Here is a 13116-nt window from a genome sequence, read left to right as displayed (position 1 = left end):
AATCTTCTATAAACCTTGATATAACGATATTTCTAACACTTCTAATAACTTCTCTAAGTACACCTAGTTCCCGAAAAAAAGAGGCTCTGGTTCAATATTTAGTACACCTAGTTCCCGAAGATGCTCTATTTATGAACCACTTGTGAATCACTTTGTTGGTATGACTGCATTTTTAAGTACACCTAGTTCCCGAAAATACTCAAAGTACACCTAGTTCTCGAAAAAAGACTAAAAATGAACCACTTTAGCACACTTAGTTCCCGAAAATCGGTTCATTTTATACTTCACCATCATCACATGGTTCATTTCAATTTAAATCCTTTATATGTGATTGATTCTTATCGAAAGACACACATCTTATGACCAATACTACCTAGTTCATTATTTAGTACACTTAGTTCTCGAAACATGAACCACTTTCCCTGTTTTTGAACCAATATTACCTCCTAACCATACCTAGTTCCCGAAAAATGTCGATTTTTATCATATTCTGAACCAATAGCGGTTCATTTCATCATTCTAACTATGAAAATGGTTCATAAATCATTGGTTATTAGTTTAACTTTGTTATACTAAGGGTAATGTTAGAATGTATGAGGTGAACCAGAATGTCTTATAAAGATCTACCTGAACGTATGATTATTAAAAACGAATGGGTACCGCTAGTCATATTGGAAGAGGCATTACCTATATTCCAATCAGATACACGCTATATAGAGTCTTTAGAACGCTGGATACACGATGCTTCATTAATGAGCGTTAATGCCACGCATACGCCTTCACAGAGCTTTCAAATGCTTTGTAATTTCTTTAAGGATTCTTTATACCCTAACCAACCATTAACGAAATTGATGATTCGTAGTGCGATTCACAACTATACGGATTCCATCCTTGCTGAAGTAGACTCTTATCTACAAAATGAAATCTCTTCTAATGAAAATGAACCATATCATGTTGAAATAGTAGAGCAAGCATTCGATAACGATTATATGTACAGTACCATGCACTCTGATTATCAGTTGATGCGTGATCTAGTCACAAAGAAGAAGCAATTTGTTGAAAATGAAGAGGGTTTATACGGAGCTGAGATTCAGGACAATAAGGGGATTGTACGTGGAAAAGCTGAAGTACGTCCAATTGACCTGGGGATTGCCGGTTCTGAAAAGCAACAAATGTGGTTATCACTCATGGAATCTACGCTTAGTTCACTAGATGAATGGACGGCCGATTTATTCGACTTAATTTCTTATTTGTGGATTGTGCAGCCTAAAGATGCAGATGGTTACATTAAATTTCATAGTGATGAAGCTTTAAAACTTCGTTTTGCTGATGCTATGAAGGAAGATTTCTATATACGTGAAAAAGAACGCTTTAGCATTATGAAGCGTGTCGCTGCCCTTTCAAGTATTTGGGTATCAATGCGTGGTGACAATATCACCGTTATTGATACGGAAAAGATTTCAGATGAACAGCAATATGATTTTACGACATTTAATCGCATGTTTGACATTGGTAGTTTGGATATGGCTTACGATAAAAAGACTGGGAAGGCAAAAGGGATTTACTCCTTACAAATTCGTCCCGCCCCTATTCTTTCGTATTATTTAAACAATGAACAGCAATCCTTTGGAGCACTTGATTTAAAGGTCTTTCAATATAGCCATTATACACAACGTGAACATAAACGTTTAACACGCTATTTAAATTACCAATGGAAAATACGAGCGTTAAAACGTACTTTACATCAGCCGTTTAAGATTAAAACCTTATTGGATGTTGTTGCTTTCCCTAAAAGCTATAACGGTGTACAAATACGTGATCGCCTTGAATCTGTACTAGATGATCTTCAACGTGATCAAGTTATCAAGAACTGGTATTACACAGAACCAATTGATGAAGAACGTATAGGGAAGCGTTTCTGGGTACAAAAATATTGGAGTCCACTTACTTTGGTAATCGTACCACCAGATGAAATTATTGCGGAGAATTTGAAAAAAATTAATATCGCAGCTTTGACTACACCAGTTGCGAATGAAGTTGCTGCTTCTGTCGTGATCTCACCTATTTCAGATCGGCTGTTAGATACATCCGAACAAATTTCAATGAGTTTAGATGAAAACCAACCTATTGAAATCTCACCAGAATATATAGCTGACTTAATAGAACAGGAAAAATTAAGTATCCGTAAAGCTGCTACGGAAATGGGGCTTTCCCATAGTACTCTACTTCGCTACTTGAACAAACAAAACAAACGTTACAACAAAGCAAATATTGCAAAATTAGAGCAATGGGCTGAGCAAAAACAGCAAAAAAAAAAGATGAAAATGTAGGGCTAGCAAATTGTTTGTTAGCTCTTTTTATTTACATAGAATTATAGAGCCTAGAAAACGCTGATGTAATAGCGTTTTTTCAATTAAATATATACATATATGAATATATGCATACACTAATATACAAGTATATTAATATATGCATATGTCATCTTTAAACCTTGGTGTAAAGCGAATCCTGTAGCTTTTTTAATAGAAGAAATTCATCAAGAGTATTTACAATCTGATCAATGGGACGATGACTTATATCAACGTTCAAGAATGGATGAGTTTTACTACCAATACAGCTGCTAAATTAAAATCTTAACTCCCCACTCTTCTGTAAAAATAGTATTGATTTTCCAATAGAGTAATATATACTTAAATAAGTAGTGGTTCTAAGGAGATTGAGCTATGGCTTAAATCCTACCCTCTTTAAAGGGTGAGACCCGTAGAGGTAATACTAGCCTATCTTTAGTGGTGAATTTGTCCCCTGCGGCAGTAGCACTACTGCTAAAACTGTTCGGTCTTTATACCGTTCAGTTTTTTTATTGTCTTAATGTCATCCTCAGCTCTAATTATCCCTCCAATCACGTAAACTTGTACGGCTATACATTTGTGCATATTTCAAAGCCATACGAACTGATAAGGCTTCGACTTTCCAGTATGAAGACTGTTTTGATAAGTGCTGGTTTATAAGCATTAAAAAGTTTAAATCAAAATTACATCACAGTTTTAGCGAAACCGGAATTAGCACATTACTCTTACTTGTTCTGATGAGTCTACAACCTTATATTCATTAAATATCTTTATTCACACTTTTCCTTAGGTCACCACGAATTTATTCCCAAATTTTTATAATACTTTTTTACCATCTCCCCAGTCTTGTATTAATTCAATAGCCTTATCAGGATTTACTTTGGAAAGTTCGCTAAGTTTCCTAGGTAAATTTGAGACTATCATTACAACCTCCATATCAATAGGTAACACGATGGCGCTCGACTCCTTTTAATTCTTTTTTATTGATTTTGCCCACCAAAAACATGTTTTTATATGACACTTTATACTTTAAAACAGAAGTACTAATAAAAAACAAAAGGACTCTCCAGATATGAAGAGTTCTCCTGTTTATAGCTCCCACTGTCCCTTAAGTTTAGTCAAAAACTTCATCTTACTACCATCATCCCCTAAAAAAAGCAACGAACTATCCTAAATGTAAGGATGATTCGTTGCTTTTTCTATTTTCTAACGGTCTCGCTTTTGAATAATGTCCAAAACTAGATTGAAGGTTTTCTCTTCATCTTTTACTAGGTTGGTTTCGATATATTCATCAAGAAGAATATCGATTAGGGAGTCGACATTATCAGCTTTACCTAATTGAATGAGAGCATTTAGCTTGTTACGTGTTGTTTTTGTGACACGTACACTTGTAATCTGTGCTGCTTCACGTTTTTTGTTTGTTTTTGGTGAATCTGTTGCCTCTGTTTGTCGGGGTGTAGGAGCTGGTTGTTGCTCCTGAACAAGGACCTCTTCAACTGTTACTTCTTCTGTTGGTTTCAATTTGAACTCTTGGGATGGGACGATCTTAGGGCCACGCTCTAGCAGTCTTTTTTTAGGCTTTCCATTGTTTAATAGATTACTCATTCGTTATACCTCCATTAGCTCGGCTTGAACGCGAGTGATGAATTCTTCAGCAATCGTATCGTAGCTTTTGTGTACTTTACGATCATGCATATCTTCATTTGTAATCCCTGTTATATCGAAGCGTTTTAGGCGCTCCATGTTATTCACAACATTTGCGAATAGGTTCTCTTCACCAAAGATTTCACGTGCGCTTTCAAGTGTGGCTAAATCAACGGCCGCACCATTTTTCAAAAGCACTGGTAAAATACCGACAATATCTAATTCAGCGTCATAATCGTCAATTAATGATTGCAGGTATCCAGTGAACACTTCTGCCCCCTGTAAACTACGCTCTTGTGTTTGCAGTACAACCACTACAAAATCAGAAGCATAAAGCGCTGCATCTGTAATGATTGAAATTGTTGGTGGTACATCAATAAAGATAAAATCATAATCTTTTTTTAATGGTTCGATTAACGAAGAGAAGTATTGAACACGGGCTGTTGTATCATTTGGGAACTTCTTCTCTAAGAAGCGAGGGTATAATGCGAAATCACTGAAACTTGGCAGTAGGTATAGATTTTCTTTTACCTCTGTCACGATTTGTGAAAGATCCTCTTCTTGAATAGCAGTCATTAGTGTTTTGTTAAATGAAACGATTTCATTTGTTCCTAATGCCTTTGTTTTTAAATAAAGTGATGTCGCATTGGCTTGTGGATCCTGATCACATAAAAGCACTTTATATCCTTTCAACGATAGTGCATGCGCTATCATTGTACTGTTCGTCGTCTTGCCTGTCCCACCTTTAAAATTACCAAACGTTACGATAATTGCTTCTTTATTTTCTGACACACTTTTCTCCTCCAATCAATTGGAATTAAATGTTTTCCACTTACATATATGTATATATTTTAATTTAAAAGATTTGGACGTGCAATGGTATTTGAGATTAATAGTGGTAAGGGAGAATTGCTTGTGTAGGTTTATATGGGATTTTAATATGAAATATGCATATACTCATATATGAATATATGTATATACTAGTATACGGATATATGCGTATACTAAGTTTTATTAACGAAATTTCCTGAAAGAATAACTGGCCTCACAGGATATGCAAGCCTATAATCGATGGGATATAATGCGAAAAACACATGGTGTCATGGAAGATGGTGCAATTTAGATTCGATTTAAAGGCGAAACCCTCACGAATCGGGATATCTGCTTACAAAAGGATCTATACTATCCTAAGGAACAGAATTTCTAGAATTTCAATAAGTTTACAGGTGATTCTCCTTCTCGATTCGTCTGGGAGCTCTTTAAGAAAACTAGCATAAAACAGAATAGAGAAGGAAAATAATATGTGCCCTAGCATAGAAAAGAATTGAAAATTTCTGCGAAGAACAGGGGAGGGTATGAAACAAATGATTTAAATAGTTAGGCTTATACAAGAGGTTGCGGTAGCACATCATTAAGCTAATGTGCATTGTGTCCAATAATTTTATAGTGTTTTTATCTAAGTTTATAATAAACAAAAATTACACGTTTTATTTATAATTGGGGAGTTCCTAAAAAGTAGCATTTTGCTTGCTCTCAAAGTTACTTCTGAACTCTTTTCTACTATTTTCTTTTCTACACTTCGCAAAACTCCTCTGAATACTTAACAGCTGTGTTTGCCATCATCACTAGACATATGAAAGAATTATTCTTTCAAAACTGGATAAACGTTATTGAATGTTTCAAACATTTTGGTTAAGTCCTCAATCGATTAGTATTCGTCAGCTCCATGTGTCACCACACTCCCACCTCGAACTTTTATTTAAAGCGTCTGTTTGACCGTTGGGCGATCTATTTACAGCTAGTGGTTATAGGAGAGTCACTTGCTTATGGTGAAAAGAATGAGTGGTTAAAATACGATATTTTTTTGCTTCTACTTTCATATTTTTGATTTTTGAAATTTCAAAATTGAAAACATTTGTTCTATTTAGTATAGTAATTAATTACCGAGGAGAGTGAGGGATTTAACCAATAAGATATTGATTGTTTAGTAGAAAATGTATCAAAAGCAATAAAGTTTGTTAAACAAAATAAAAGCAAAATAGGAGATAAAATGCAAAGCACTTCTTATAGTAATTTGAAAAAATTTTTATATTTTAACGATATGAATAGATATGATTTTTCTTTACAGTTCATCTCGTTATTTACGCCTGTATTATATTTCATTAATTTTAATAAAAAAATCACATTTATCACAGTTATGTTATTATTTTGGTATTTTTATATACTTGCATTGAAGAAACAATTTAGTAACAAAAAAAACATACAATATCAACTCATAATTCTTTCATTAGTTCTTTCAAATATTCTTTTACAAGTTTTTATTATGATTAAATGGAAGAATGAAACAGAAGGATTTTTATTTTCTGTACTAATGATAACTTTTGCAATTTCACTACTGTTATATTCTGTCGGTTTACTTCTAAGTATAAAGATGCTAATTACCTATATCTATTATGTCTTTTTAAAATTAATGTTCCCTAAAGAATCCACGAGAATAGTTAACTTAAAAAGTATACGAACTTTATCTCAACATTTAAATATTAATGATCAAAAAGCCTATATTAACACTATTGCAATTAATTTAATTGTATATTTTTCAGGAGTTATATATTTATTTATCTGGTTTTTCAAAAATTACAAATATAAAGGAGAAGATACATTTATTAAAGTCTTGATAGAATATTGCCAAAAAATAGAGTTTGCTAACTTTGGTAATTCTATTGGAATTCTTTCAATTACTATAGCTGTATATACCTTGACTTATTCAACCCTAAATAAAATCTATGAAAAAGCACACGCTTTATCTGAAAATAAAACTAAAGATTTAGAAGTTTAAGTGAATCAAGTTTTATCTAATGTGCCCCAGTTCACGCTAGAATTGTTAAAACGTCCGCTACTTTTTATATAAGAGGATTTACTTTGCTTATTATCTAGATTTACCGTACTTAGTTAAAAGTGTGAGTTTCAATTAGACTCACTGCAATACCCCAGTCTAAATTAATCTAAGCATTTTCTCGAAGAGATGACATAAATTTGGCCAGCGAAGAATAGAAAACTATAGAAAAGTAATAATTTCCTAAGCAATAAACTAGCGTAGAAAACAATAGCGTAGATTTCCATAGAATAGGAGGCAATAGAGAGATGGAACAAACAATTTCAATAAAACAGCGAATCTCCGAAGTACTGGCTGGTGATCCATTATTTCAGGTGATTCAAGACACACCAACTGAACATATCTTGTTGTCCGAGTCATACTTAGACGAATTAATTGAGAAGAAATACTATTCAACGCCTGAAGTAGCAGGTTGGTTTGAGGTAACAGATGCCCAGCTACGTTATTACATTAAGCCATTTGAAGAATATCTATTTGATGGGGTAACTACTAATCCCTCAACGTCGACCATTATTAGGCTAAATTTCAAAGCTATTTTGAAGCTTCGAATGATTTTACTATTGAAAGACGAGTACCGAGTGAAAGGTTTAAAAAGATTATTGTGTATTAATGAGGATGGACACGTTATCAAACAGACAACCAGTGAAATTACTAGACCGAATGACCTTGAAAATAGAATGGATACCTTAAGCCAAGCACTTGCACAGATTATGCAAACAGGACTTTTTCAAATCGAACAAGATGAAACAACACAACAAACACAAATAATATTAAACGAAAACCTCCTTCAGCAAAAATTCATAGCAATCCCTCCCGAAACTTCGCAAAAAATCGCTGATATTCAAGTCGTTACGGAGCAACTACAAAAGGAAAATCAGGAGTTAAAAGAAAAAATAGATGAGGTTATTACATCGAATAAAAACGACATCGCGATCAGAATTAGGGAAAAACACCTTGAACAAGCCGTACTAAATCGCTTAGAAAATGAAGCTTTAGAGCGCTACGCAGCAGAAAAAAAGTGGCGACTCTTCGGAAAACTTTTTCGTTCTACCCAAATTGAAATTGAAAAGCAACAATTCATTACTGACTATATCGAAGAACATTTCTCAAAACAATTGACGCAGGTGTTACATGAATACCATGAACATCTGGTTGAATAGAAACAGATCGTTAAAAACTAAATGACAAAGAAGTTGCTCAAAAAAAAGAGCAACTTTTTTATTTATAAAAAAGAAAAAATTATCAAAGCTTAGGCGTTTTCTCCGTTATTAGATTAATAGAATTCCTACAGCAGCCTTTGCTAAGGTTTCTTTATTTTACATCACAGTAAACAGCTAGGACACTACTGGCCTTACACGCTTTTTTTTCTCTTAGAGAATAAAGGGCAAGCAATAGGAGTGTATGCACACTCCCCAAAAACGAAGTTTTTGACTTGGTAGAAGATTCCTACGACCTTTACAAATATAGCTACACCAGTACCAGCAAATAATTCTATTGTTTGTTACTGAACGGAGCGAGCATTGTGATGATAGTGATAATTCCGCCTAATACTAAAATTTCGAATAGGTTTTCTTTAATAATAGGTGCGATTATATTAATCTCGCTGCTGTAAATCTGGAGCACTAAACCTACCAATACAGTGAGTATAAGAATAATGGTTATATCTTTTTTTGTCATAGTATCGACCTCCTTTGATTTAATTGTGGCATATATTACGTGCATTGTTACGAAAGTCAAAAATGCCTTATACTGAATTATTAAGCACCACAAATCGCTATATAGCTAATGTTATCAAGTTTTTTGAGGCCGAGTAGTTGATTCTATGGCGGATTTAAAAGTTAAGATGAAACTTAGTAAGAAGAAAGAAACTAACAAACAAGTAACGGTTTATCTAACACCAAAAAATTATAAACGTTTCAATGCTTTAAAAGAGAAAGACCAGAAACCAGAATTAATTAATCAGTTGCTTAATTTATATTTTGAAAATTAACTGAAAATATGAATGTTATAAAAAGACGAGCTCAATATTATGGGTTCGCTTTTTTATGTATCTTCTATTTTTTTCAAATAAAAAGGAATTTAATTATATTAAAGACTTAGTTATTTTAAATTAATTCGTAGTTAATTTAAAATTAATTTGCAAAAGAGTTGATTAAATGTTACTATTTAATTAACTTATTAGAGAGGGGCAATGTTAACATGTTATGGATGGTGAGAGCATATCCAGGTCAGACTGATCGTATGGAGAAATTTTTAGAAGATAATATCATTGCAGTACACTGGGGAATTAGTGATTTAACCGGATGTTTAACTAAAGAAGATGTTAAAGCAGTAGTAGCACAAGCAGGATTAGAGCCAAGAGACGCGAGTTTGAAAACGGGATTATTAGATCGCTTTGTCAATAAGATGAAGATTGGGCATATCTGTATTATTCCGTATAACGATATTTTTTACGTAGCTATAATAAAAGGTGACTATTATTACGATCCGAATTCTCAAAAATTTGAACATCAACGAAAAGTAGAATGGCTATTTGATGGAGAACCATTCAGTCGGGTAGAACTTCCCGATGAATTACAAGCATCACTAAAGACACAATTAGGATTAGCTGATATCTCTCAACATGAAGCAATTTTTAAGAAATACGTAAATAAAAAACAAGGCGTCAATAATCCCTTAGATGATGAACTTGATAATCATCTCTCAATTGATAATGAATTAAATACACTGTTACATGATGCAATGAAAATAATTAAAGATGAAATAAATAGTGATGATCCCGATAGACGTTTAAAAGCGGCCATCGCTATAATGGAATTAAATAACAAATGATTTAAAAAAGATCAAAGGATAAATGATATACCTTTGATCTTTTTTTCACTGTGATCGTTACGATGTATTTTCACAAATTGTTATAGATAATCTTAGAATTGAATAAGTGATACATGATTGCAACCTTACATAGATAAATATACAAACAGAACAGCATGACCACTTAAAGTAGTCATGCTGTATGCTTTTTATAAAGGTTTTGAGTGCCACCAATAAGACAAGTCAGATACGTATTTTGATTTTTTTAGCATTTCTAATGTTGTAAATCGATGTTTACGTACACCCATACGGCTATGTGGAGATAATCCAATCGGATGTTCTAATAAAATGGGCTCTCCTAAGTTAAACTTATAGTTTCCATTCTCCAATACTTCGAAACCAATAATTTCGGAATAACCAAGAATTTTGGAGATTGGTTTTCCTACATATATACAAAGGTATTTAAGATAACGGATTCGCCATGCTGCCATAGAGACCTCATACCACTCACGATTTTTTAAAAACACTTCTTCATAACTCTCATAAGAATTAGATGCAACAATTATTGTATCTGCTACTCTAGGCGCATTTTCATCATGATTTTGTTCATCATCTTTAGTGAATTCTTCTGATTCGAGCTTTATGTTTAAAGCATCTAAACCAGTAAAATACGCTTCATAATATGCTTCAATAGCGTTAGATAAAATATCTGATTTTGTAGTAGGTAACCCTGAAACTCGATATTTTTCTTCTAACATTTTGTTGCTATCACTGATATCATTTATCTTCTCGGTTATTTCATTAGACAAAGCAAAAGTGACGTTCTTAGTAATGACTCCTTCTTCCGAAAATGTCTGACGTAATTGGCTTGTAAGATACTGATTAATTGAAACCTGAATTTCATTTTCTTTCATAAGACCATCTCCTTTCGGTATAAGAATATATTACCAGTAATATATAAATAAAACAATATAAAAAACAATATTCGTAAAAATAAATATTGTTTTTATAAATATTGTTTTTTTGTTGGTGCCGAAACTTAATAGTATTGACACCCATCAATCAATGCAGTAATATCAAGGGTTCAAACGGTGTCACAACTTAGATTCATAAGTGTGGTGTAGAAATGAGGGGTTTTTCAATGATTTACGGTTATGCGAGGGTATCGACGGTGTCACAGGAATTAGAGGTTCAGCTTCAAGCCTTGGAAAGTGAAGGAGCAACAGTTATTTATAAAGAGAAATTCACGGGGACGAAAACAGACCGTCCTCAATTGAATGAGCTAATGGGGCAATTACAAGAAGGTGACAAATTGATAGTAACCAAATTGGATAGATTGGCTCGTAACACGAAAGAAGGTATTGAGATTATTGAACAGCTATTCGCAAAGGGCGTGAAGGTACATGTCTTGAATGTCGGCTTACTTGAAGATACGACAATGGGACGATTCTTTTTACAGACACTACTCGCTGTAGCTGAGATGGAACGTAATCTAATCGTTGAACGTACCCAGGAAGGGAAAGCTATTGCCAAGCAACAGGAAGGGTTTCGCGAAGGTAGGCCGAATAAATACACTAAGAAGCAATTAGATCATGCTATGAGTTTACGAAACACTCATTCATTTAAACAAATAGCTGAAATCACAGGTATTTCTATTAGTACATTAAAAAGAGAAAGTAAAAAGCGAAAAGAATTAATAAAAAACCTTTCACTACAATAGTGAAAGGTTTTTTATTTTTAAGAATCTAAAAAATTCTAAATAAATCTAAATAAATTTAAACAATTTAGCTAAATTTTTTAAATTTGTTTCTTATTTTGCTTATTATAGTTATATAAAAAATCTTATTATCTAGGTAAAATATTAATTTCCATCTTTAAATCTAATGCTTTAAGAAGTTTAAATAAAGTTGAAAATTTAGGCAGATCTTTACCGTTTTCTAAACGTGAAATAGTCTTTTGTGGTACCCCTGATATTTGAGAAAGGTTTTTTTGTGTAATATTTCTTTCTTCTCTTACAAATGAAATTTCAGATACTAACTCTAAAATAATATATTTTTCCAAATTAATTTCTTGTTGCATCTCTTGGATTTCTTTAAATGTAGTTCCTTCAATTTCTGCAATTCCTTCAATTCCTTCAATTCCTTCTATTTTCATTGACTCCTCTTTCTGATTTTTGTTGTTCATAAAATGTCTCTCCTCTTAATTAAAAAGATTGCACCGACAATCATCTGATATTTACTTGTAATAGGCCGATTAAGTTTTTTGATTGAACGTTGGAATAATTAATTAATCTTTTCACGTTTAATTGTATTACATTCACTGATTTTCACCTCAACTTTCGCCTTAGTTTGGACTAATAGTTTTGCAAGTACACGCACTTGCTGCGTAAAGGGATTTTTTATTTAGGATTACCAATGTTAATTTTTCATTCAACATGTGATTTATAGGATTTATTTCCGGCGCACTTAGCACCGGAATCCTATTATTTTGTCAATCTTCTTTCCAAGGTAGCGAATTTAATCTTTTACACTCTACGTTTTTTTGCTATTTTGTAGTATCTCTGTGGAGTCGATTTAGACTTTTTCTCAAAGAGTAATAAGTAAAAAATTATTGCGTTATTTTTTATATCAAATAGAATTCGATGGTCATCAATTGTGAATTGGTATAAGTTGTTCACTTTTTTTAGACCAGGATACTGCTTACCTTTTTGAATAAACGCTGTACGTTTCTCCAATTTACGTAATTCGATATAAATCTTGTTGTACTGTTCTGGATGTTTCTTTTCGAGCTTCGCTAACTCTTTTTTGAAAGAAGAATGACCATCATGGTTGAATGATTTATTCACTTGATGATCCTCCTGTTTATATTAGTGTTATATTACATCGGTAGAATATAACCCGCATGTTATATTATGATCTGAAAATATTTTAAAGTCAAATAAAATGATAGAGTAGTATATTTTAGAATTGTTATTTCCATAGACTCCTACAACCTTTACATTACAGAGAAAGGTTTCTTATCTCGTTTATTTACAGCAAAAAAAGATCAATAGGCAAAGACTTAATTGCCCATTGATCTTTTATCTACTATAGCCTTTAAATGTTCATAACCTTCTTGTGTGATAAGAAGTGTGTCTTTCATTTCAACACTACCTTTTAACAAATGCTTAGATTCTCTTTTCCATAGAAGATATACATACTTAGGATTTTTCCCAAGCTTTATACTTGCTTCACGAGCTGTCATGAAGTTATCCCATATCGACAACAATTTTCACTCCCTCATATTTAATACCCTATAAATGTCAACACCAATATGTACATTTTTGCTCGTTTAAGGGTGTACAAAATTACTCGTTTTCCGAGGTTAAATGATGCTTTAATCGGTATGAATCACCGACGATTGTGACAACGCTTGCGTGAT

The 13116-nt window shown here is 32.9% G+C and carries 14 protein-coding genes; 6 read left to right on the top strand and 8 right to left on the bottom strand.

Features of this window, described 5'->3' with window-relative positions; translation table 11 throughout:
• Window positions 1-608 precede the first annotated feature (608 nt).
• Window positions 609-2330 carry a helix-turn-helix domain-containing protein gene (locus ACYQ73_RS26940; RefSeq protein WP_460015264.1) on the top strand — a complete coding sequence of 574 codons (1722 nt, stop codon included), beginning with the start codon at window positions 609-611 and terminating at the stop codon, window positions 2328-2330.
• A gap of 834 nt (window positions 2331-3164) precedes the next feature.
• On the opposite strand, the gene ACYQ73_RS26935 is transcribed toward ACYQ73_RS26940, so the two are convergent.
• From ACYQ73_RS26935 to ACYQ73_RS26925, 3 genes are all read right to left on the bottom strand, one after another.
• Window positions 3165-3299 (bottom strand): hypothetical protein, encoded by a 135-nt coding sequence (locus ACYQ73_RS26935; RefSeq protein WP_460015263.1) that lies wholly within the window; start codon window positions 3297-3299, stop codon window positions 3165-3167.
• 255 nt (window positions 3300-3554) lie between these two features.
• Window positions 3555-3953, bottom strand: coding sequence for a DUF5388 domain-containing protein (locus ACYQ73_RS26930; protein WP_460015262.1), 399 nt, complete (start codon window positions 3951-3953; stop codon window positions 3555-3557).
• Between the two features lie 3 nt (window positions 3954-3956).
• Window positions 3957-4784 carry an AAA family ATPase gene (locus tag ACYQ73_RS26925; RefSeq protein ID WP_427421876.1) on the bottom strand — a complete coding sequence of 276 codons (828 nt, stop codon included), beginning with the start codon at window positions 4782-4784 and terminating at the stop codon, window positions 3957-3959.
• 1531 nt (window positions 4785-6315) lie between these two features.
• Between ACYQ73_RS26925 and ACYQ73_RS26920 the strand changes: the two genes are divergently transcribed.
• Complete coding sequence (locus ACYQ73_RS26920; protein ID WP_460015261.1) at window positions 6316-6828, top strand: hypothetical protein; 513 nt, start codon at window positions 6316-6318, stop codon at window positions 6826-6828.
• Window positions 6829-7133: 305 nt separating this feature from the next.
• Window positions 7134-8045, top strand: a complete 912-nt coding sequence (locus ACYQ73_RS26915) for a DNA primase (RefSeq protein ID WP_460015260.1) — start codon at window positions 7134-7136, stop codon at window positions 8043-8045.
• A 331-nt stretch (window positions 8046-8376) separates the two neighbouring features.
• Here the strand turns inward: ACYQ73_RS26915 and ACYQ73_RS26910 are convergent, their stop codons facing one another.
• Window positions 8377-8562, bottom strand: coding sequence for a hypothetical protein (locus ACYQ73_RS26910; RefSeq protein WP_460015259.1), 186 nt, complete (start codon window positions 8560-8562; stop codon window positions 8377-8379).
• 145 nt (window positions 8563-8707) lie between these two features.
• On the opposite strand from ACYQ73_RS26910, the gene ACYQ73_RS26905 reads away from it, so the two are divergent.
• Window positions 8708-8875: a hypothetical protein gene (locus tag ACYQ73_RS26905; protein WP_460015258.1), complete on the top strand. Its 168-nt coding sequence runs from the start codon at window positions 8708-8710 to the stop codon at window positions 8873-8875.
• A 209-nt stretch (window positions 8876-9084) separates the two neighbouring features.
• Complete coding sequence (locus tag ACYQ73_RS26900; protein ID WP_460015257.1) at window positions 9085-9717, top strand: hypothetical protein; 633 nt, start codon at window positions 9085-9087, stop codon at window positions 9715-9717.
• Window positions 9718-9905: 188 nt separating this feature from the next.
• On the opposite strand, the gene ACYQ73_RS26895 is transcribed toward ACYQ73_RS26900, so the two are convergent.
• A complete protein-coding gene (locus ACYQ73_RS26895; RefSeq protein WP_460015256.1) occupies window positions 9906-10610 on the bottom strand; it encodes a hypothetical protein in 705 nt (234 codons plus the stop codon).
• 227 nt (window positions 10611-10837) lie between these two features.
• Here ACYQ73_RS26895 and ACYQ73_RS26890 point away from each other — a divergent pair, with 227 nt between their 5' ends.
• A complete protein-coding gene (locus ACYQ73_RS26890) occupies window positions 10838-11416 on the top strand; it encodes a recombinase family protein (RefSeq protein WP_460015255.1) in 579 nt (192 codons plus the stop codon).
• A gap of 125 nt (window positions 11417-11541) precedes the next feature.
• Here the strand turns inward: ACYQ73_RS26890 and ACYQ73_RS26885 are convergent, their stop codons facing one another.
• The 3 genes from ACYQ73_RS26885 to ACYQ73_RS26875 all read right to left on the bottom strand — a co-directional run bounded on the left by ACYQ73_RS26885 (window position 11542) and on the right by ACYQ73_RS26875 (window position 12939).
• Complete coding sequence (locus ACYQ73_RS26885; protein ID WP_460015254.1) at window positions 11542-11880, bottom strand: helix-turn-helix domain-containing protein; 339 nt, start codon at window positions 11878-11880, stop codon at window positions 11542-11544.
• Between the two features lie 340 nt (window positions 11881-12220).
• The gene (locus ACYQ73_RS26880; protein WP_460015253.1) at window positions 12221-12541 is read right to left on the bottom strand and encodes a type II toxin-antitoxin system RelE/ParE family toxin; all 321 of its coding nucleotides are present in this window, start codon (window positions 12539-12541) and stop codon (window positions 12221-12223) included.
• A gap of 215 nt (window positions 12542-12756) precedes the next feature.
• Window positions 12757-12939, bottom strand: coding sequence for a hypothetical protein (locus ACYQ73_RS26875; protein WP_460015252.1), 183 nt, complete (start codon window positions 12937-12939; stop codon window positions 12757-12759).
• Between the last annotated feature and the right edge of the window lie 177 nt (window positions 12940-13116).

The organism is Lysinibacillus sp. CTST325, assembly GCF_054665055.1.
The sequence above is the reverse complement of the archived record's forward strand: the minus strand, read 5'-3'. Positions and strand labels throughout refer to the sequence as shown.

What these genes read in the sequence shown, in the direction of transcription:
- ACYQ73_RS26940 (WP_460015264.1), top strand. Translation starts at nt 609, where the DNA reads ATGTCTTATAAAGATCTACCTGAACGTATGATTATTAAAAACGAATGG.
- ACYQ73_RS26930 (WP_460015262.1), bottom strand. Translation starts at nt 3,953, where the DNA reads ATGAGTAATCTATTAAACAATGGAAAGCCTAAAAAAAGACTGCTAGAG.
- ACYQ73_RS26920 (WP_460015261.1), top strand. Translation starts at nt 6,316, where the DNA reads ATGATTAAATGGAAGAATGAAACAGAAGGATTTTTATTTTCTGTACTA.
- ACYQ73_RS26915 (WP_460015260.1), top strand. Translation starts at nt 7,134, where the DNA reads ATGGAACAAACAATTTCAATAAAACAGCGAATCTCCGAAGTACTGGCT.
- ACYQ73_RS26910 (WP_460015259.1), bottom strand. Translation starts at nt 8,562, where the DNA reads ATGACAAAAAAAGATATAACCATTATTCTTATACTCACTGTATTGGTA.
- ACYQ73_RS26905 (WP_460015258.1), top strand. Translation starts at nt 8,708, where the DNA reads ATGGCGGATTTAAAAGTTAAGATGAAACTTAGTAAGAAGAAAGAAACT.
- ACYQ73_RS26900 (WP_460015257.1), top strand. Translation starts at nt 9,085, where the DNA reads ATGTTATGGATGGTGAGAGCATATCCAGGTCAGACTGATCGTATGGAG.
- ACYQ73_RS26895 (WP_460015256.1), bottom strand. Translation starts at nt 10,610, where the DNA reads ATGAAAGAAAATGAAATTCAGGTTTCAATTAATCAGTATCTTACAAGC.
- ACYQ73_RS26890 (WP_460015255.1), top strand. Translation starts at nt 10,838, where the DNA reads ATGATTTACGGTTATGCGAGGGTATCGACGGTGTCACAGGAATTAGAG.
- ACYQ73_RS26885 (WP_460015254.1), bottom strand. Translation starts at nt 11,880, where the DNA reads ATGAACAACAAAAATCAGAAAGAGGAGTCAATGAAAATAGAAGGAATT.
- ACYQ73_RS26875 (WP_460015252.1), bottom strand. Translation starts at nt 12,939, where the DNA reads ATGACAGCTCGTGAAGCAAGTATAAAGCTTGGGAAAAATCCTAAGTAT.